This is a genomic window from Methylocapsa acidiphila B2 (genome assembly GCF_000427445.1).
In the GTDB taxonomy this organism is placed as follows: Bacteria; Pseudomonadota; Alphaproteobacteria; order Rhizobiales; family Beijerinckiaceae; genus Methylocapsa; species Methylocapsa acidiphila.
The window spans coordinates 2,732,026-2,751,389 of the sequence record NZ_KE386496.1; the positions used below are offsets into that span (position 1 = coordinate 2,732,026).

A 19,364-nucleotide genomic window follows, 5' to 3' on the forward strand; every position below is an offset into this window, starting at 1 on the left:
ACCTATTTTGGACTTATAGCTTGCTAATTTCGATTCGCGCAAGCTGTCTCATAAAAATTGTTTTGGTGAGCTTGCTACCTAATGCCGCAGCAGAGCTGGCGCGCCTTTGGCGCGTCCTTGACTTCAAAATCCAGTCGCGCTGCGATCGGCCGTTCCGGTTAAGGCAAAAACCGCCTTCAGCATTTCCTATCGCAGGCAAGGCTTCTTAAAGAACTTGACACAAAACCCGTGTCACACGATATCCGTGTCATGAAAAACCTCACCATCACGTTGCGCGAGGATGTCGCCGAATGGCTCCGCGTCGCGGCGGCCAAGTCGGGCCTGAGCATGTCCGCCTATGTCGGCGACCTGTTGGAAACCCGCATGGGGCGCGGCAAGGCGCAAATGGAAGGGCTCGAATATTTCCTCAGCGGTCCGGGCTTCCCCGGCGTTTCCGCCGATCTGCCCAAGCGGGAGGAGCTTTATGACCGCGCGGCTCTTCATCGACACGAACATCCTGATCTACGCCCTCGATCCGGGGGCGCCGGAAAAGCGCGCGATCTCCGCGGATTTGCTGAGGCGGACGATCAAGAGCCATACGCTGGTCCTAAGTCCTCAAAACCTGAATGAATGCTATAGGGTTTTGACGCAGAGGCGCCGTCTGGCGTCGGTCGAGGCGGCCCGCGCCTTCCTGACCCATCTCATGCCTTGGTGCGTCGCGCCGCTCGACGCGCAAACGACGCTCAAGGCCTGGGCGGTTCAGGACGAGGCCGGCCTTGCCTGGTGGGACGCGCTTTTGATCGCCTCGGCCCTTATAGCCGGGTGCAAGCTCTTCATTTCCGAGGACATGCAGGATGGCCAGTTGATTTCCGGCATGCGGATCGTCAATCCATTCGGCGCGGACTTCTTGAGCCGCCTCGCCAAACAATAGGACATTTCCTCCCCATGGGTTTCAAATGCGGCATCGTCGGCCTGCCCAATGTCGGCAAGTCGACCCTTTTCAACGCCCTGACGCAGACCGCCGCGGCGCAGGCGGCGAATTATCCGTTCTGCACCATCGAGCCCAATGTCGGCGACGTCGCCGTGCCCGACGCGCGGCTCGAAATGCTGGCGAAGATCGCGGGCTCCAAGGAGATCATCCCCACAAGGCTCACCTTCGTGGACATAGCCGGGCTGGTGCGCGGCGCCTCCAAGGGCGAAGGGCTCGGCAATCAGTTTTTGGCCAATATCCGCGAATGCGACGCCATCGCCCATGTCGTGCGCTGCTTCGAGGATTCCGACATCACCCATGTGGAAGGCAAGATCGCCCCGGTCGAGGATATCGAGACGATCGAGACCGAGTTGATGCTCGCCGATCTCGAAAGCCTGGAAAAGCGCGTCACGGCTTTGGAAAAGAAGGCCAAGGGCGGCGACAAGGAGGCCAAGGAGACCTTCGATCTCGTCCAGCGCTGCCTTGTCCTGCTGCGCGAGGGCAGACCGGCCCGGCTCGTCGAGGTGAAGCCGGAAGAGCAGAAGCTTTTCAGCGGCTTGGGACTGCTCTCGTCCAAGCCCGTGCTTTACGTGTGCAATGTGGAGGAAGGCGCGGCCGATCGCGGCAATGCTTTTTCCGACGCCGTGGCCGCACGGGCGGCTGAGGAAGGCGCCGTGGCGGTCGTCGTCTCGGCCAAGATCGAAAGCGAGATCGCGGTCCTGCCGCCCGACGAGCAAAAGGACTATCTGGAGGCCGTGGGCCTCGCGGAGCCGGGGCTCAACCGGGTCATTCGCGCCGGCTATGGGCTTTTGCGGCTCATCACCTATTTCACCGTCGGTCCCAAGGAGGCCCGCGCCTGGACCATCGAGCAGGGGACCAGGGCGCCGCAAGCAGCGGGCGTGATCCATACCGATTTCGAAAAGGGCTTCATCCGCTCCGAGACCATCGCCTATGAAGATTATGTCGCCTGCAAGGGCGAGGCGGGCGCGCGGGACGCCGGCAAGTTTCGGCTCGAAGGCAAGGAATATCTCGTCGCCGATGGCGACGTCTTGCATTTCCGCTTCGCCACGTGAACAATTCATAAAAAATCACATGGGAGGACGGCATGGGCAGGCGTTATTATGACGGCGCGGGCTTTAGCATCGGCGCCTTCTCCCCGGCCGGCCGGTGAGGCGCATCGATCCGGCAGCGGCGCCGCCGGATTTCGACGGGGCCTTCGTCCAAAGCCTCGAGGATCTGTTCAAATGGCGGCGCGACGTGCGCCGGTTCAAGACGGACTCTGTTTCGCCCGCGCTGATCGACGAGCTTGTGGCGATCGCCGCGCTCGCGCCCTCGGTCGGCAATAGCCAGCCCTGGCGTTTCGTCAGCGTCGAGACGCCGGCGCGGCGCGAGGCGGTCATCGCCAATTTCGCCGCCTGCAACGCCGCCGCGCTCCAATGTTACGAGGGCGAGCGCGCCGCGCTCTACGCCAAGCTCAAATTGGCCGGACTGCAGGAGGCGCCGGTTCATCTCGCGGCATTTTGCGATCATGCGACGCTGGCGGGCGCGGGCCTCGGCCGCAAGACAATGCCGGAGACGCTGGATTATTCCGTCGTGGCGGCGATCCACACGTTTTGGCTCGCGGCGCGGGCGCGAGGGCTCGGCCTCGGCTGGGTCTCGATCCTCGATCCTGCCGCGCTCGCCGAGACGCTCGGCGCGCCGCCGGACTGGAAGCTCGTCGCCTATCTCTGCGTCGGCCTCCCGCAGGAGGAGCATCAAGACCCCGAGCTCGAACGCCAGCAATGGCAGCCGCATATCAGCGAGCATGAGCGGCTGCTGCGCGTTTAGCCGCGGCTCGGCCCAGGAAATTCATCGTCGGGAAATTGGAAAATGTTCGCGGCTAAGCTGAAATTGTCATAAAAGTGGCAATCTCCCGGCGCTATGGCCTAGCGCTCAAGCTCTTTCATGAAGCCAAGGTTGGAACGGGGAAACCACCAGTATGATAAAACTCCCAAAGATTCTCTGCGGGCTCGGCGCGAGCCTTTTGGCGCTGACGGTCGGCCTTTCCGCGCGCGAGCAATTTAATCCGCGCCATCCTTACACCCATGTGCTGCTCATCAGCGTCGATGGCCTACACGCCGTGGATCTGACGAATTATGTCGCCGCCCATCCGAGCAGCACGCTGGCCGCTCTTTCGAACCAGGGCTTGACCTATCCGAACGCCCTGACCTCGGCTCCGTCTGACTCCTTTCCGGGCCTGCTCGCCCAGGTCACCGGGGGCACCTCGAAGACACATGGCGTCTTCTACGACGTTTCCTATGACCGCACGCTGTTCGGTCCCGGCTCGAATTGCCAAGGTCTGCCCGGATGGCAACCGGCCTTCGACGAGAGCATCGACAATGACAAGACGAGCTACACCGCCGGCGGAACGCTCGGGCAGCCTTTGACGCAAATCAACCCGGCGAACCTGCCGATGGCCTTGACGAACGGAAGCTGCGTCCCGGTCTATCCGCATGATTTCATCAAGGTGAATACGATTTTCGAGGTCATCCGGCGTCACGGCGGCCGCACCGCCTGGGCGGACAAGCATCCCGCCTATGACATCGTGAACGGCCCATCGGGAACAGGCGTCCAGGATCTCTTCACGCCGGAAGTCAATTCGAACGATTCAGTCACCGGCCAGGACGCGACGACGGGCTTCCACAGCATCGAGCGCAATGACCTACTCAAGGTCAACGCCGTGCTCAACGAGATCAAGGGCCTTGACAGCACTGGCAAAAATCAGGTCGGCGTGCCAGCGATTTTCGGGTTCAACTTTCAATCGGTTAGCGTCGGACAAAAACTCGCCAAGGGCAACGCGAAAGACCCGCAAGACGCCGGCCTGATCGGCGGCTATGCCGACGCCGTCGGCAAGCAGCCCAACAACGGCCTCCAGCTCGGGCTCGACTTCGTCGACGCGCAGCTCGGCGCGATCGTCGCCGCCTTGAAATCCGCGAAAATCGAAAGAGACACTCTTATCATCGTCTCGGCCAAGCACGGCCAGTCGCCGATCAATCTGGCCCTTCGCCAAGCCGTGGACGACACGCCTTACACGAATGCGCCCGGATTCGCCGCCTCAGCCGATGACGACGCCGGGATCATTTGGCTGAATCCGCAGCAGCAATGGGGCGATTACCTGGCTGCGAAAAACTACATTCTCAGCCAAAAGACGGCGCTCGGAATCGTCAGCCTGCTCGACAAGGATGCGCTCACGCAGCTCTATCAGAATCCGTTCACAGACAATCGGACGCCGGATTTCATCGCCATCACGACGCATGGCCTGATTTACACGGGCGGGAGCAAGCTCGCGGAGCATGGCGGATTCGCCAATGACGACCGCAATGTCGCCCTTTTGGTGTCAAATTCGGCGCTCGCGCCCCGGACGATTAACGCTCCGGTCGAGACCCGTCAGATCGCCCCGACGATCTTGCTCAGCCTTGGCCTCGATGCGGACGAGCTGAAATCCGTTCGCGTCGAAAACACGCAGCCCCTGCCCGGCTTCGATCGGCGCTGATTCCCTATATTTCGGAGCGGGACGTATCGCGCGTTCCGCCCTCCTTTGGGCGCATAGTTGCCCCGCTCCAGACGCGAAAGGCAATGGCGCTCTTCGCCTAACTTTTGCCGACCATGCGCTGCGCCTGGTCGGCAGGATGCGCGCCGACGCCGCCCTAAGCAAAGCAGAGCCAATGCCTGCCGAGGCCCGGCATCTTATTCCGACGCTGCGAGAGGTTTGCTGAAGCGCGGCGACTTCCAGGAGTTTTAGCGGGCGCACGAGACCCAGACGGCCCAGGCGTTGCCCGCCTGATCGCGGCTAACGCGAGAATGACTTCATTGCATCGGCGATTGATCGCGCAAATTCTGCGCAAAGGCGCATAATTGAATTAGTAGGCTTTGCTGGACCATGCGCCGCGGTGCTCGGCGAAGGGCGTCGATGATCCCGCGCCAAGCTGTGCCTGCACCTAAGGACTTCCCGCGCGAAATCCACAAAAAATCGCTGCGCCCCTGACGCTGGCGGCGATCCCGTCAGGCCGTGATGCGTTCGTCGTCGTCGTTCGGCTCGCGGAGCACATAGCCCCGACCCCAGACCGTCTCGATATAATTGCGGCCATGGCTCGCATTGGCGAGCTTCTTGCGCAGCTTGCAGATGAAGACGTCGATGATCTTCAACTCCGGCTCGTCCATCCCGCCATAAAGATGGTTGAGGAACATTTCCTTCGTCAGGGTCGTGCCCTTGCGGAGCGAAAGCAGCTCCAGCATCTGATATTCCTTGCCGGTCAGATGAACCCGGGCGCCCGCGACCTCGACGGTTTTTTGATCGAGATTGACGATGAGATCGCCGGTCGAGATGACGGACTGGGCGTGGCCCTTCGAGCGCCGCACGATTGCGTGAATGCGCGCGATGAGCTCGTCCTTATGGAAGGGCTTCGTCAGATAGTCGTCGGCGCCGAAGCCGAGGCCCTTGACCTTGTCCTCGATCGCCGCGAGCCCGGAAAGAATGAGGATCGGCGTCTTGACCTTGGCGACGCGCAAGGTGCGAAGCACCTCGTAGCCGGACATATCCGGCAGGTTGAGGTCGAGGAGAATGATGTCGTAATCATAGAGCTTGCCGAGATCGACGCCCTCTTCGCCGAGATCCGTCGTATAGACGTTGAAATTCTCGGATTTCAGCATCAGCTCGATGCTCTGAGCCGTCGCGCTATCGTCTTCTATGAGTAAAACGCGCATCTGAGGTCCCCACTTTCCCCCCGTCGGTCGCCTGATGGCGCGCGAGATCGCCAAAGGCTCCACACTGGCGGCGCGCAAGCAGGCCGAACGTCCAGCGATTGGGTCCTTGCAACGATTTTCGTAACCTTAACGGGCATTGGTTAACAAATACATTCCCTTTGCGGACCGTCTCAAAACCTTCGCCTCATCAGACGTCGGCGGTCCGCGGCCAGATCCTCAAAGAGCCATCACTTTTCATATAATTGAATGACTTGAGAGGCGTCTCGCTTGTAGGCGATACGGCTGTCTCAAACCGAAACCTCCATCCGCATGCGCCGCGAGCGCGACGCGACCAGGTTCGCCGAGCCCGCCGCAAGCCGGGACCGACAAGGCTGATTCGCAGCTGTCAAAGCACAGCCTGGCGCCCCGAGCTTGCGCGACGAAGGATTCGCCGCGCGCCGCAGACCCACGGAAAGACGGCTGACGTTCGGCCGCGCCGCAAAACTCCGTCGCGCGAGTAACGAATGGGCAACTTTGCTGCGCCAAAGTCGGGCGTCGGAGCGAAATCTCGCGTCGCTCGCTGAGCTGGGGGTTGACTTGAATGATTGCGTCGAAACCGTTGGGAGGCCGAAGACTATGAAGTTGCAGGACACGGTCGCGCGCCTCAAACGCTTCCAGGTCGACGAAAAACGTCGCCGGGTCGCGCAAATCGAATCCATGGTCGCCGAGTTTTCCCGAATCGCGCGGGAATTGGACCAAGAGGTCGCGCTCGAGGAGCAGCGCGCCGGCATATTCGACGCCACGCATTTCGCCTATCCGACCTATGCGCGGGCGGCGCGGACGAGGCGCGATAATTTGAACCGCTCGGCCGAGGAGCTTATGGGCCAGCTTCAAGACGCCAGGCGTCGCCTTGACGAAGCGCTAGCCGAACTGAGCAAGACGGCCGGCCCCGAAATCCGGGACAAGGGCGTCGAGTCCGCCGAGGCCGCAGCGGAGTCCCATAAGGACCAGCCGGCGAGGCTGAGGACCGCGCGGGCCTGAGGGACGATCGTTTGGCCAGAAGGGCGCCGCTTAACGCCCGTCCAGCCCACCAATTCATCGGAACGGCGAGGTTCATGATTCGGGTTCGAGATCGTCCAGAAAATGTCGCGTCTCTCTACGCCGGCTTTGCGATGTGGCCTTCTCACCTCGCGACCGAAGCCGCCAGCCTTGTCCACGTGCGCGCCGGTGGATAATGCGAATTCGCCGTTTGCGCACTTGAAGTCGGGCGACGCATCGTGCAGGGATTGGCCAGTCGCGCAGCTTGAACATCGTCGCGGCGGGGACCTGGCCGGAGCCTCATGAAACGAGTTCTTGATTTTGTTTGGCCGGTCTTAGGCCTTGTGGCGGTCGTCATTTCGGTCTGGCTGCTCTACCGAGAATTTCGTGGCCAATCCGTCGGGCCCGAGGTCTGGGAGCACGTCAAGTCGATCTCGCCGGCGCATTATTTCTTTGCGATTCTCTCGACCCTCGTGGCTTATGCGGCGCTCGCCTGGTACGACCGGATCGCTTTGCTCCATCTCGGCGTCAAGCATATCTCCTGGATCTTCATTTCGCTCTGCTCTTTCACGACCTACGCGCTCGCGCATAACATCGGCGCGACGGTTTTTTCCGGCGGCGTGGTCCGCTACCGCGCCTATAGCACCAAAGGGTTGAACGCGGAGCAGGTCGCGCTTCTCGTGGCGATTTGCTCGCTGACCTTCTTTCTCGGCGTGATTTTGCTCGGCGGGCTCATATCGGTGTTCGAGCCGGAACAGTTGGCCCGGTTCAGCGGCCTCATGTCCGGGCTTGAGCTCGGATGGGTCGGCGGCAAATTGCGCGACATCCTTCAATACGCCACCGACGCCGCGGCGGCGCGGACCATCGGCGTCGTTTTCCTGAGCTTGATCGCAATCTATGTCGCCGGCTCGGTTTTCAAGTTCAAGCCGCTGGTCATCCGCGGTTTCGTCCTCGAATATCCGCATCCCGAGATTGTGCTGCGACAGCTTATTGCGGCGCCGCTCGAACTCCTGGGAGCTGCCGGCATCATCTATTTCGCTTTGCCCGAAGTCGGAAACCCTGGCTATTTCGTCGTGCTTGGCGTGTTTCTCGCCTCGTTTTCAGCCGCCCTGGCCTCGAACGCGCCCGGCGGGTTGGGCGTTCTGGAGCTTTTTTTCATCAACGCCATGCCGGCGACGCCAAAGGTCGAAGTTCTCGCCGCCCTTCTCGTCTTCCGGCTCTTTTACCTCTTGATCCCCCTGCTGATATCGATCGTCATCGTGATACTCTTCGAGCGGAGCAAGCTTGAGGAAGTGCTGCATCACGAGGAGCATCCTCCTCTTGGCCAAGGCGCCCTCGCCGGGCCGGACGCGGAGAAAAAGGACGATCAGAAGCGGATCAGCAGCTTCTAGAGCGCTTCCGACCGAATGGACACATTCGGTCGACTTAGAAATCGCTCCAGTTCCAGAGATTTAAGCATATCCGAAAAGCTAATCGCATCCCGATGGTTTCACGGCGGCCGGCTCGGAAATCATCGGGACCGCTCGACGCAGCTCAGGCCTAATCGCAGACGCGAACGCGGCGGTAGCTGATAATATTGCCGTAGACGTCGACCACCGGCTGGCGGCTGATAGTGCAGCCGGGATAGGCGGCGCCATATCCATAGTAGGGAGCAGAAGCGGCCGCAGCTCCGATTGCAAGTCCGGCGGCGACGCCGCCGAGGCCCCAGCCCCAACCATAATGATGAAAACCGCCCCAAGCGGCGGCCGGGGTCGCGGTGGCGGCGACGCCGAGGCCGAAGGTTGCGACGGCGACGCCGACCGCGAGCATTTTCCTGAAATTGGTCATCTATTTCCTCCTTCTTTCGTCGGATGAGATGTGCTCCGGCGATGAAAGAAGGCTAATCCGCGTCGCGCCGCGCGAATGTGTGAGCTCGCACGGGCGACGCGCTTTCCAAACTGGCGAGAAACGCGCGCTTTTCCAAAGGGGAGCGCGCGCTTCCATCGCTCATCGGAAATTTCGCGCGTTAAAGCACGCCGAAGGGGCCGACCATCAATCCGTCGGCGATCTTCTTTTGCTCCTCGCTGAAGGAGGCGTAGAGCGGAGCAAGGGCGGATTTGATCGCCTGAAGCTTGGCGAGATGCTCGCTCATATGCTTTTCATGCGCTTCGAGGCGAGAGAGAAGACCTTCGGCCGCTTCCGACTGGGGGGCGGGCGCGCTCTGCGCCGCTTCGTTGCTCGTCGGAGCCGGAGCGGTCTTCTTGATCGCCGCGGCGTCCGGATAGGAGCGCTCGCCGCCGTAGACCACTTTCACGACCGCCGGCTTGGCCTTCGCCTCTTGGTGATGCTCCCCTTGCTCGGTCTGGGCTGCCTTCGCAACCGAACGGATCGCATCCGCGAATCCATTCCATAGAGGCACTTGGGCGTCGGTGATTTTGAGCTCGGTCTTGAGTGCGGCGAGCCGCTCGTCCGCATGACTCGCCATCGCAGTCATATGGACCATCATTCCATGCATCATCTCATGCATCTTCGCGCGCATCTGCGCCGGATCGCCGCCCATCATATCGGCATGGTCAGCCTCGCCATGCTCATGCGCCTGCGCTGGTGACGGGATCTGCGCAGAGACGCCCGCGCAGGCGAGCGCGACAGCGGCGCCGAAAGAAAAAACGGTCAGGGAACGAGAGATACGAGCCTTCATATGCGTGCTCCTCATCTGAGTTGGCTCTTCTTCTGCGGGAAGGCGCAGTCGCTGGACTACGACAATTCAGCACGAGCTCCATGCCAAAACATCGTGATCAATTCCGATCATCGTTCAAAACGGCGCATGCGCAAGACAGAGCATCCCGCGTTCTGAGCCGACACCCGAGCAGATTCGAGCTGGATCGAAACGATCCGGTCGACGAGAAGATGCTCGAGAGATCGCATTAGAGTTGATTTCGCGCGGACAAACAGGATCGCGCCGGTAGAGGCGACCGCCTCCCCACGCGCCCAACAGCATCGCTTGCCGCCTGAATAGCCGGCGCAAGCGACAAGAACGTGAAGAAAAATACTTCGATTCATCGCTTTCCAGGAGCATATTCATATTCCGATCGCATCGAATTGATCCGATCGACTCAAATAGTCTCGGGCGTTTGCGATTTGGTCGATGTTCCGACGACCGGCGATACGGGGAAAGCGCCTGAGCCGCCTTGCTCGGCCGAAGCTGCGCTATGCTAGGCGAGCGCCGATGCGGCGCCATGATCCAAGTCAATCGCCGGCGAGGACAGATCGAGTCCCACGAGGGCCGCCGCCAGAGAATGTTCCGCCTGAAACGAGTTTTTGTCCAATCCGAACGCGCGTTGGACCGCGGATCGACCGGGTGTAGGTCGATCCCGCCGACAGAATCATTCGAACTTCAAATAAGAAATCAGCCGTTACGCCACCGCGCCGTGGCAATGCTTGAATTTTCGTCCTGAGCCGCAAGGACAAGGCTGATTGCGGCCGACCTTGGCGAAGGGCGACGGCCCGCCGCCGCCGGGTTCACGCGCGAGCGTATCGACGGAGGACGCTTCGCTGGCGCTGAAGACGATCTCCTGACTCTGCGGCGCGGCCTTTGCGCTGCTCGACGGCGCGAAGGCCGCGCGCAACCCCGAGTCCGACGCCGTTTGCTCGAGCGTCGCCGCCTCGATCGGCTCGATGAGATTCGCAGGCGGCTCGAAAGCGACCTCGACGCGGCTCAGCTGCGACGTCGTGAGCTCCCGCAAATGTGTGATGAGCACGTTGAAGAGCTCGAAGGCCTCCGACTTATATTCATTCAGCGGGTCGCGCTGCGCCATGCCGCGCCAGCCGACGACCTGGCGCAAATGATCGAGCGTGACCAAATGCTCCCGCCACAAATGATCGAGCGCCTGCAGCACGATCTGCTTTTCGACATAGCGCATGATGTCGGGGCCGTTCCGCTCGACGCGGGCTGAATAAGCCTCGTCCGCCGCGGCCTGCAGCCTCTCGTGCATATGCTCCTCGTCGATCCCCTCCTCTTTCGCCCAATCGGCAAGCGGCGGCTCGATATTGAGCCCGGCTTTGACGGCCTCAGCGAGGCCTTCGATGTCCCAGGCCTCGGGATAGGCGTCGCGCGGCACATGTTTCGTGATCAAATCATCGACGACGCCCTGGCGCATGTCGTGGATCATGGTTTCGAGCGATTCCTGCGCCATCATCTCGCGACGCTGCTCGAAGACGACCTTGCGCTGGTCGTTCATGACATTGTCATATTTGAGAATGTTCTTGCGCATGTCGAAATTGCGCGCTTCGACCTTTTGTTGCGCCTTCTCCAATGCTTTGTTGATCCAGGGATGCACGATCGCCTCGTCCTCCTTGAGGCCGAGCTTGACGAGCATGGATTCCATTCGCTCGGATCCGAAGATCCGCATCAGGTCATCCTTGAGCGACAGGAAGAACTTGGACCGGCCGGGATCGCCCTGGCGACCGGCGCGGCCGCGCAGCTGATTGTCGATGCGGCGGCTCTCATGGCGCTCGGTGCCGATGATATAGAGGCCGCCTGCCTCGATCGCCTGCGCCCGGAAGCGCTCGACTTCAGCGCGGATCTCGGCTTCCTTCGCCTCGCGCTCCGGTCCCTCGGGCAATTTGGCGCATTCTTGCGCGACCCGCATCTCGACGTTGCCGCCGAGTTGAATGTCGGTGCCGCGGCCCGCCATATTGGTCGCGATGGTGATCGCGCCCGGCACGCCAGCCTCGGCGATAATATAGGCTTCCTGCTCGTGGAAGCGCGCATTGAGGACGGCGAACAGCTTCGACGGCTTCGCCACTCTCGACGCCGCATAGAGCTTTTGCAGCGCCTCCGGCTCCGAGAAGTCGATCTGCTTATAGCCGTGCTGCTTCATAGCTTCGGCAAGCTGCTCGGACTTCTCGATCGAGGTCGTGCCGACGAGCATCGGTTGCAGCTTCGCGTTGGCGGTTTCGATTTCGCGAATGATCGCGCGAAGCTTTTCCTCGGAGCTGCGATAGACTTCGTCGTCTTCGTCTAGACGCCTGACCGGCCGGTTGGTCGGCACCTCGACGACCTCGAGCTTGTAGATCTCGGCGAACTCATCCGCTTCGGTCAGCGCCGTTCCGGTCATGCCGGCGAGCTTGCCATAGAGGCGGAAATAATTCTGGAAGGTGATCGAGGCGAGCGTGACGTTCTCGGGCTGGACCTGGACATGCTCCTTCGCCTCGAGCGCCTGGTGCAACCCTTCCGAATAGCGCCGGCCAGGCATCATGCGGCCGGTGAATTCATCGATGATGACGACCTCGCCACGGCGGACGATATAGTCCTTGTCGCGCTGGAACAATTTATGGGCGCGCAAAGCCTGGTTGACGTGATGCACGATCGTGACATTGGCCGCCTCGTAGAGGGAGCCTTCGGCCAGGATCCCGGCCTCGCGCAGCAATTCCTCGATATGCTCGTTGCCGGCTTCGGTGAGATTGGTCGTGCGCTGCTTCTCGTCGAGGTCGTAATCCTCGCGCGTGAGGCTCGGCAGGATCTTGTCGATCGCGTTGTACAGGTCTGATTTATCGTCGGAGGGACCGGAAATGATGAGCGGCGTGCGCGCCTCGTCGATCAGGATGGAATCGACCTCGTCGACGATCGCGAAATGATGCCCGCGCTGGACCATTTGGCCGAGCTCATATTTCATATTGTCGCGGAGATAGTCGAAGCCGAATTCGTTATTCGTCCCATAGGTCACGTCGGCGGCGTAGGAGCGACGGCGCTCATCGTCGTCGAGTCCGTGCAGAATCGTCCCCGTCGTCAGGCCGAGAAACTTATAGATGGCGCCCATCCATTCGGCGTCGCGGCGGGCGAGATAATCATTGACTGTGATGACATGAACGCCCTTGCCGGCGAGCGCGTTGAGATAGGTCGCGAGCGTCGCCACCAGGGTCTTGCCCTCGCCAGTGCGCATCTCGGCGATCCCACCCTCGTGCAGCACCATGCCGCCGATGAGCTGAACGTCGAAATGGCGCTGCCCGAGAACGCGCCGCGCCGCCTCGCGCACTGTGGCGAATGCTGGCACGAGGAGCTGATCGAGCGTCTTTCCGGCGGCGAGCTCGGCGCGGAACGTCTCGGTTCTGGCCGCGAGCTCGTCATCCGTGAGCTTCAGCATCTCGGGCTCGAGCGCATTGATCGCCGCGACTTTCGGCCGATAGCTTTTCAGGCGGCGGTCATTGGCCGATCCGAAAATCTTCTTCGCGAGGGACCCCAACATTATCCAAGGACCTTTCCGGACACGCGGCCCGAGCCGATTTCAAATTGCGCCGGGCGTCGAGCGGCGCCGCCCGACTTCGCCCTCAGCTCACGCGCGCAAGGGCCTAAACCCAAGCGCCCCTGCGAGCAAGAAACAGATTCGCCGCGCACGGCCTCTTCCAGCCGGACGCGGGCGCAAGGGCCCGAATTTGCAGGAAAACACGAAATTCGGGCGCGGCGGGCCGGCCTCCGCGCCGAAGGCGCGATGCGTCCACGCGGAGCCGGCGGCCCTGGACGACTTTTGCAAGAACGTCTCGAAAAATTTGCGCTCCTGCGTTGAAAACGATCCCGCCAGCCTGCGCTCGACAGATAAGAGTGGGGTTTGACCTTGTCAAATCCGCGCGTCCGTGCATCTGTCGCCCGCCGTCCCGCGCTCAACCGCGCCCGGGGCCGCGGGGCCTCGACCGCCTCGGTCCCATGTCCACTCTCAGCCCGGAGCTCAACTGCATGATCTCGAAGCAATCCTTGCGCGGCATGGCCATGGGCCTCGCCTGCGCCGCGGCCGTCGCCGGACCGGTTCTCCTCGCGGCGGCCCCCGCCGCAGCGAAGGTTCTGGCCACGGTCAACGGCAGGGAGATCACCGACGAGGACGTGAAGATCGCCGCCGAGGATCTCGGCCCGAGCCTTCCCCCCCAGCTCGAGGGCAAGGCGCGCGAGTCCTATGTTCTCGACTTTTTGATCGACGGGCTCCTCGTGGCGCAGAAAGCGCAGGCCGACAAGCTCGACCAGACTCCCGATTTCGCCAAAAAGCTCGCCTATTATCGCGAGAAGCTTCTGATGGAGACGCTGCTCAACCAGGTCGCCAAAGCCGCGATCACCGACGCCGCGCTCAAGGCCACTTATGACGAAGCCGCCAAGGCGCAGAAGCCGGAAACCGAGATTCACGCCCGCCATATTCTCGTCCCGACCGACGAAGACGCCAAAGCCGCGTTGAAGCGGGTGAAGGCCGGCGAGGATTTCGCCAAAGTGGCGAAGGAAGTCTCCAAGGATCCGGGCTCGGAAGGCGGCGACCTCGGCTGGTTCACCAAGGACCGCATGGTGCCGGAATTCGCCGACGCCGCGTTCAAGCTTGACGAAGGGCAGATTTCCGAGCCGGTCAAGAGCCCGTTCGGCTGGCATATCATCAAGATCGAAGGCAAGCGGCAGAAAACCTTCCCTTCCTTTGACGAGGTCAAGGATCAGGTCTCCCGCTATGTCGCGCAAAAGGCTCAGGGCGAGCTGGTCGCGCAATTGCGCAAAACCGCCAAGATCGAGCGCACCGAGCCCCCGGCCGATCCGGCTAAGGCCGCTGCGCCAGACGCCGCCAAGCCAGCCCCGGCGCCGGCAAAGAAGTAAGGCGGCGTAAACGCGCGAAGACGCTCGAGGGCCGCGCATGCGACGCGGCCGCCTCGGCGCCCCGACGGCGCCGAGGCATTCTCGCAAGACGAGCTCATTCTAAGTCTCGGAGGATGCGCAACCATGGTCGCCGCCCTATCCCCGCTCGCGCCCAAATCCTATCCCGACCTGCCCGACATCGAGGGCGTGCGCTTCGCGACCGGCGCCGCCGGCGTGCGCTACAAGGGCCGCACCGACGTCATGCTGGCGCTGTTCGACAAAGGCACGCAAGTCGCCGGCGTGTTCACCAAGTCGAAATGCCCATCGGCGCCGGTGGACTGGTGCCGCGCGAGGCTCGCCGGCGGCAAGGCGCGCGCGCTCGTCGTCAATTCGGGCAACGCCAACGCCTTCACCGGCAAGAACGGGGCGCAAGCCGCCAAATTCACCGCGACTCTCGCCGGCAAGGCGACCAGCGCGCCGGCCGCCGAGATCTTTCTAGCCTCGACCGGCGTGATCGGCGAGCCGCTCGACGCCTCGAAATTCGAGGGCGTGTTTGAGAAGCTCGCCGCGGCGGCCGCGCCGAATGGGCTGTTCGAAGCCGCCAAGGCGATCATGACGACCGACACATATCCTAAGGTCGCGACGGCGCGGGCGACGATCGGCGGCGTCGAAGTTCTGATTTCCGGCATGGCGAAAGGCGCCGGCATGATCGCGCCGGACATGGCGACCATGCTCGCCTTCGTCTTCACCGACGCGCCGATCGCGGCGCCCGCGCTGCAATCCTTGCTGAGCAAAGGCGCGCAGGGCTCGTTCAATTCAATCACCGTCGACAGCGACACCTCCACTTCCGACACGTTGCTGATCTTCGCCACGGGCGCGGCGGCCAAGCGCGGCGCGCCGCAGATCGCGCTCGCCAACGACCGTCGTCTGGCGAGCTTCAGGGCGGCGCTCGATGGGCTTCTGCTCGATCTGGCGCAACAGGTGGTCAAGGATGGCGAGGGCGCGCGCAAATTCATCGAAGTGAAGGTGGAATGCGCGGCGAGCGCCGCCGCGGCCAAGAAGATCGCGCTCTCCATCGCCAATTCGCCCCTGGTGAAGACCGCGATCGCCGGCGAGGACGCGAATTGGGGCCGCATCGTCATGGCCGTCGGCAAGGCCGGCGAAAAGGCCGAGCGCGACAGACTCGCGATCTGGTTCAACGGCGTGCGCGTGGCCTATAAGGGCCTGCGCGACCCGGCCTATGACGAGAAGCAGGTCTCGAAGCTGATGCAAGCGCAGGAGATCGCAATTCGCGTCGAACTCGGGCTCGGCAAAGGCCAGGCGACCGTCTGGACCTGCGACCTCACCAAGGAATATATCGCGATCAACGGCGACTACAGGTCCTGAGGCCGATGAAGCTTCTGCTCGTCGTCGCCGTCGCGCTTGTCGACGCCGACGCGCGGGTGCTGATCGCGCAAAGGCCGGAAGGCAAGCAGCTCGCGGGGCTTTGGGAATTTCCCGGCGGCAAGGTCGAGGCGGGCGAGCGGCCGGAAACCGCGCTCATCCGCGAATTGCGCGAGGAGCTCGGCATCGCGGTCAAGGAACCATGCCTCGCGCCCTTGACCTTCGCGAGCCACACCTATCCAGAATTTCATTTGCTGATGCCGCTTTATATTTGCCGGCGTTGGGAAGGCTTTGTTGAAGCGCGAGAGCATAGCGCGCTGAAATGGGTGCGCGCCAAAGAGCTGCGCGCCTACCCGATGCCCCCCGCCGACGCGCCGCTCATTCCGCCGTTGATCGATCTTTTGGGGTGAAACACTTTCCGCGTGAGCCGCGCGCCGTCAGCGATGCAGGCTTGCCTCGCGTCAACGGTGTAAGCTTTATTAACCCGCGAGCTTCGCATATTTGACAACGCCTTTTATAAATTAGGATAGAATGTTTCATGGCTTCTCGCCCCGATGTTCAGAAGTCAGAGCGCCCCGACCTTACGGTCGAGCAAAAGCGTCGATGTATTCTGCGCCTCCAGCGATGTATTGGAGAGCTTGAGAATTTTGTTCCCACTAATGTTCAGAGACGCAATCCACCGGAGGTGCTCGTCCTGGAAACCTCGATTGAGGAGGCGCTGGTCGCGGCGTTTGGCGAGCGAACAGCTTCCTACACCCGCTATAGCCGGGCCACGAACTTGAACCATGGTTCGTATGTGGGCGTCGCGGGATTATACTTTCACGATCCAGCACGGGCTGAGGCCCAAGTACAAGCTGACACGCGGCGATTTCTTGCCGAAGGCAAGGAGGAGTCGCTTGCCCTTTTGCGGCAAGCAATCCGTGCACTTGAAGATGAAATTGCCGATCAAGAATTCGACGCGGCAACAGCTTTCACGCCTATTTCTGCACCAGTTCACCCGGAGAAAGTCTTCGTTGTGCATGGGCACGATGGCACTCCGAAGGTCGAAGTTGCCAGATTCATTGAAATGCTCAGATTCGAGGCGGTAATTCTGCATGAGCGACCGAACAAGGGACGCACGCTTATTACGAAATTTCGTGAGGAGGCGGACGGTGTCGGATATGCGGTCGTATTGATGACTCCTGACGATGTAGGTAAGGCCGAGAAGACGCTTGATCTCAAGTCGCGAGCGCGTCAGAATGTGGTATTTGAACTCGGCTTTTTTGTCGGCAAGCTTGGCCCTGAGCGAGTAACTGCACTGGTTAAGGGCGACATTGAGAAACCCTCTGATTTTGATGGGGTTGTCTACATCTCGCTCGAAGAGGACTGGCAAAAAAAGTTGGGTATCGAGCTTCAAGTGGCCGGATATGAAATAGATTGGAACAAGGTGATGAAGCGATAGTTAGCTCGCACGTTTGCCTTATCTTAACCTGTTCATTCCGATAATCATCTTTGCCGTTGCAGATTGCGTGTAGACGCGTTTCTAGAAAACCTTAGCCTGGCAAACAAAGATCAGCGTTAGTCTCAATCCTTCCTCATTCCCGCCTCCATCAACAGCGTCTCGATGTCGCCGAGAATCGCCGACACGTCGAGAGACTGGTTGGAATAGATCTCGCGCACATCGCCTTCGTGGTCGATCAGGAACACTTTCAGGAGGTGGTTGAAGACCGGCGCGCCCGCCGCCGAGGCCGCTCGATCCAGAGCGATCTCCTCGCCAAAATTGTGCAACAAAGGTCTCAAGAAAAAATCCGAATAGGTGGTGAGAAAATGCCACCGCGCGGAGTCGGACCCGCTTTCATAGGCGCGGGAAAAAGCCGCGAGCGTCCCGGGCTTGTCCCGCGCCGGATCGAGGCTGAGGAAGACAAGGCGAAGGCGTCCACGCAGATCTGACCGCGCGATTGCAGCCGCACGGACTTCCTCGAACGCCTCCCAAGCGAGCGGACAGCCTTGCGGATCGACGCATGATGTGTAGAAAAAGCTCAGAAGCGTGATCGCCCCTTTCGTATAGGAGGATAACAGATGCGGAAAGCGGCTGCCCTCCAGAACGATTCCTTGCGGCGCGCGAAAAATATGGTCGAGCCGATAGCTCCCCGGGGCAGGATAACCAAACCCACCGGCGCTCTCCTCTGCGCCTGAGGGCGCAAGCATCGACGCCCATAAAAGCGACGCAACAATCAGCGGCCGGGTAAGCAAGCCGCCCCGCGCGCTCAGGGCGAGGCCTTGTCGGCGGCGGCGGAAAATTTCATATGATGCGGCCGTCCGAGCTGCTCCTTGAAGAAATCGATCTCGAATTTGAGGTTCAGGTCCTTGCCGTCCCAGTCATAGGCGCGCAACACCTGCTCATTGTCGGCGCCCTTTTTGTCCCAGTTCGCCAACAGGGACGAGGTGATGTAGACGCGCTTCCCATCCCAGCTCTGCGAGATCATGTTGACCTGCTTGCCGGTGGTCTTTTCATAAATCTGCGTCGGATGCTCGGGATCTGAAATGTCGAATAAATGCGTCTTGCCGTCCATGAACGTGTTGACCCATAAAGTCTTGGCGTCGGCCGAGATCGAAATGTCCACGGGCAAGGGAATCTTGGCGGGATCGCCGATCGTTCCAACCTCCTTGGCGCCCCAATCGCCTTTCGCGTCGCGGCGGACGAGCCAGAGTTTCGAGGTCAGGGCGGTGGCGGTGATCGCCCAATCGTCGCCATCCTTGAGCGACCATCGAATCTCAAGCGGCGCGCCGGGCACGGCGAGGACTTTCTCCGGCTCCATGGATTTGAGGTTCCACAAGACCATCGTATTGCCAAAATTCTGCATCGCCTCGGCGTCTTGCACCAGTCCGCCGAGATCGCGCATGTAATTGTCCCAGCCGGTGAAGCTCGACGTTAGCATCACGTTCTTTTTCGGATTGATCGCTATGTCATAGCCATAGCCGTCGCCGCCGTTTTCGGCCGGAATCGGATGGGCGGAAAGGAACTCGCCTTGATTGTTGTAGACCGCGAGCCCGGTCACGCCGTCATGCGTCGTGTTGGACAAGGCGCCAATGACCATTCGCCCGGGAATTGCGTAAAATGTATGAGGACCGACATAACCTGTCTTTTCCGGCAGGTCGTCGATCGTGCGGACGAGCTTTGGATGAGCAGGGTCCGTTCCAACGTCGAAGATGAAAATCTTGCTGTCGTCGAGCCGACCCGCCCAAAGATATTTGCGGTCGTCGGTGAAGCCCATGTGGTGCGCCTCGCCTTGGCCTCCGACCGAAATCTTGTCGATCGGCTTCCCGTAAGTCTTCGACTTCGGATCGACATCGATCGTCACCAGCTTGTCGGATTCGTCGCCGATCCCTTTCTCTCCCAGCGCCCAGACGTGCAAATAGGCTTCCTGCCCCTTGATCAGCGCCGCCATGTAAGGCGAAAGGCAGGTTTCGTCCGCCCGCGCCAGAGGCGCCACCGCGCCCAGGCATGCCGCCACAATTGCTGCCGCCAGCCGGCCCGCGACATTTGTCTGCATTCCTTGCTCCCGCCCTACCGCCTCGCGCGCGCGAACGGTAAAGCTTTGGCTAAGCCGGCCGAACGCCTGAGAGGAACAGCCAAGCCGGCAAAAGGTTCAACGCCGACGGAACGGCGCGCCGCGCTCAGCCTCGGTCGAACAAGACGAAGGGGGCGTTGCACGC

Annotated in this window: 17 protein-coding genes; 10 read left to right on the top strand and 7 right to left on the bottom strand. The window is 61.2% G+C overall.

Features of this window, described 5'->3' with window-relative positions; translation table 11 throughout:
• Nucleotides 1-231 precede the first annotated feature (231 nt).
• Entirely contained in the window at nucleotides 232-483 is a 252-nt protein-coding gene (locus METAC_RS26825) for a hypothetical protein (protein WP_198017228.1), read from the bottom strand.
• Between METAC_RS26825 and METAC_RS0115440 the strand changes: the two genes are divergently transcribed.
• The 4 genes from METAC_RS0115440 to METAC_RS0115455 all read left to right on the top strand — a co-directional run bounded on the left by METAC_RS0115440 (nucleotide 464) and on the right by METAC_RS0115455 (nucleotide 4,481).
• The gene (locus tag METAC_RS0115440; RefSeq protein WP_026607746.1) at nucleotides 464-910 is read left to right on the top strand and encodes a PIN domain-containing protein; all 447 of its coding nucleotides are present in this window, start codon (nucleotides 464-466) and stop codon (nucleotides 908-910) included. The two genes, METAC_RS26825 and METAC_RS0115440, sit on opposite strands and share 20 nt — an antisense overlap.
• 14 nt (nucleotides 911-924) lie before the next feature.
• Nucleotides 925-2,022, top strand: coding sequence for a redox-regulated ATPase YchF (gene ychF / locus METAC_RS0115445; RefSeq protein ID WP_026607747.1), 1,098 nt, complete (start codon nucleotides 925-927; stop codon nucleotides 2,020-2,022).
• Nucleotides 2,023-2,125: 103 nt separating this feature from the next.
• A complete protein-coding gene (bluB, locus tag METAC_RS0115450; protein WP_026607748.1) occupies nucleotides 2,126-2,776 on the top strand; it encodes a 5,6-dimethylbenzimidazole synthase in 651 nt (216 codons plus the stop codon).
• 151 nt (nucleotides 2,777-2,927) lie between these two features.
• On the top strand, nucleotides 2,928-4,481 hold the full coding sequence (locus METAC_RS0115455; RefSeq protein WP_026607749.1) for an alkaline phosphatase family protein: 1,554 nt from the start codon (nucleotides 2,928-2,930) through the stop codon (nucleotides 4,479-4,481).
• Nucleotides 4,482-4,990: 509 nt separating this feature from the next.
• Here METAC_RS0115455 and ctrA read toward each other — a convergent pair.
• Nucleotides 4,991-5,692: a response regulator transcription factor CtrA gene (gene ctrA / locus METAC_RS0115460; RefSeq protein WP_026607750.1), complete on the bottom strand. Its 702-nt coding sequence runs from the start codon at nucleotides 5,690-5,692 to the stop codon at nucleotides 4,991-4,993.
• A gap of 615 nt (nucleotides 5,693-6,307) precedes the next feature.
• On the opposite strand from ctrA, the gene METAC_RS0115470 reads away from it, so the two are divergent.
• Nucleotides 6,308-6,712, top strand: coding sequence for a flagellar export protein FliJ (locus METAC_RS0115470; protein WP_026607751.1), 405 nt, complete (start codon nucleotides 6,308-6,310; stop codon nucleotides 6,710-6,712).
• Nucleotides 6,713-7,011: 299 nt separating this feature from the next.
• Nucleotides 7,012-8,100: a lysylphosphatidylglycerol synthase transmembrane domain-containing protein gene (locus tag METAC_RS0115475; protein WP_026607752.1), complete on the top strand. Its 1,089-nt coding sequence runs from the start codon at nucleotides 7,012-7,014 to the stop codon at nucleotides 8,098-8,100.
• 148 nt (nucleotides 8,101-8,248) lie between these two features.
• Here METAC_RS0115475 and METAC_RS0115480 read toward each other — a convergent pair whose 3' ends face one another.
• From METAC_RS0115480 to secA, 3 genes are all read right to left on the bottom strand, one after another.
• A complete protein-coding gene (locus METAC_RS0115480; RefSeq protein WP_026607753.1) occupies nucleotides 8,249-8,536 on the bottom strand; it encodes a hypothetical protein in 288 nt (95 codons plus the stop codon).
• A gap of 178 nt (nucleotides 8,537-8,714) precedes the next feature.
• A complete protein-coding gene (locus METAC_RS0115490) occupies nucleotides 8,715-9,386 on the bottom strand; it encodes a Spy/CpxP family protein refolding chaperone (protein WP_156898244.1) in 672 nt (223 codons plus the stop codon).
• A gap of 715 nt (nucleotides 9,387-10,101) precedes the next feature.
• Nucleotides 10,102-12,933, bottom strand: coding sequence for a preprotein translocase subunit SecA (gene secA, locus METAC_RS0115505; protein WP_026607756.1), 2,832 nt, complete (start codon nucleotides 12,931-12,933; stop codon nucleotides 10,102-10,104).
• 455 nt (nucleotides 12,934-13,388) lie between these two features.
• Between secA and METAC_RS0115515 the strand changes: the two genes are divergently transcribed.
• From METAC_RS0115515 to METAC_RS0115530, 4 genes are all read left to right on the top strand, one after another.
• On the top strand, nucleotides 13,389-14,306 hold the full coding sequence (locus tag METAC_RS0115515; RefSeq protein ID WP_425338917.1) for a peptidylprolyl isomerase: 918 nt from the start codon (nucleotides 13,389-13,391) through the stop codon (nucleotides 14,304-14,306).
• A 123-nt stretch (nucleotides 14,307-14,429) separates the two neighbouring features.
• Nucleotides 14,430-15,671 (top strand): bifunctional glutamate N-acetyltransferase/amino-acid acetyltransferase ArgJ, encoded by a 1,242-nt coding sequence (argJ, locus tag METAC_RS0115520; RefSeq protein ID WP_026607758.1) that lies wholly within the window; start codon nucleotides 14,430-14,432, stop codon nucleotides 15,669-15,671.
• A 5-nt stretch (nucleotides 15,672-15,676) separates the two neighbouring features.
• A complete protein-coding gene (locus METAC_RS0115525; protein WP_026607759.1) occupies nucleotides 15,677-16,078 on the top strand; it encodes a (deoxy)nucleoside triphosphate pyrophosphohydrolase in 402 nt (133 codons plus the stop codon).
• 128 nt (nucleotides 16,079-16,206) lie between these two features.
• Complete coding sequence (locus METAC_RS0115530) at nucleotides 16,207-17,109, top strand: TIR domain-containing protein (protein ID WP_026607760.1); 903 nt, start codon at nucleotides 16,207-16,209, stop codon at nucleotides 17,107-17,109.
• Nucleotides 17,110-17,231: 122 nt separating this feature from the next.
• On the opposite strand, the gene METAC_RS23905 is transcribed toward METAC_RS0115530, so the two are convergent.
• The gene (locus tag METAC_RS23905; RefSeq protein WP_051335611.1) at nucleotides 17,232-17,855 is read right to left on the bottom strand and encodes an SCO family protein; all 624 of its coding nucleotides are present in this window, start codon (nucleotides 17,853-17,855) and stop codon (nucleotides 17,232-17,234) included.
• A 59-nt stretch (nucleotides 17,856-17,914) separates the two neighbouring features.
• Nucleotides 17,915-19,201, bottom strand: coding sequence for a methanethiol oxidase (gene mtoX / locus METAC_RS0115540; RefSeq protein ID WP_026607761.1), 1,287 nt, complete (start codon nucleotides 19,199-19,201; stop codon nucleotides 17,915-17,917).
• Nucleotides 19,202-19,364: the final 163 nt, after the last annotated feature.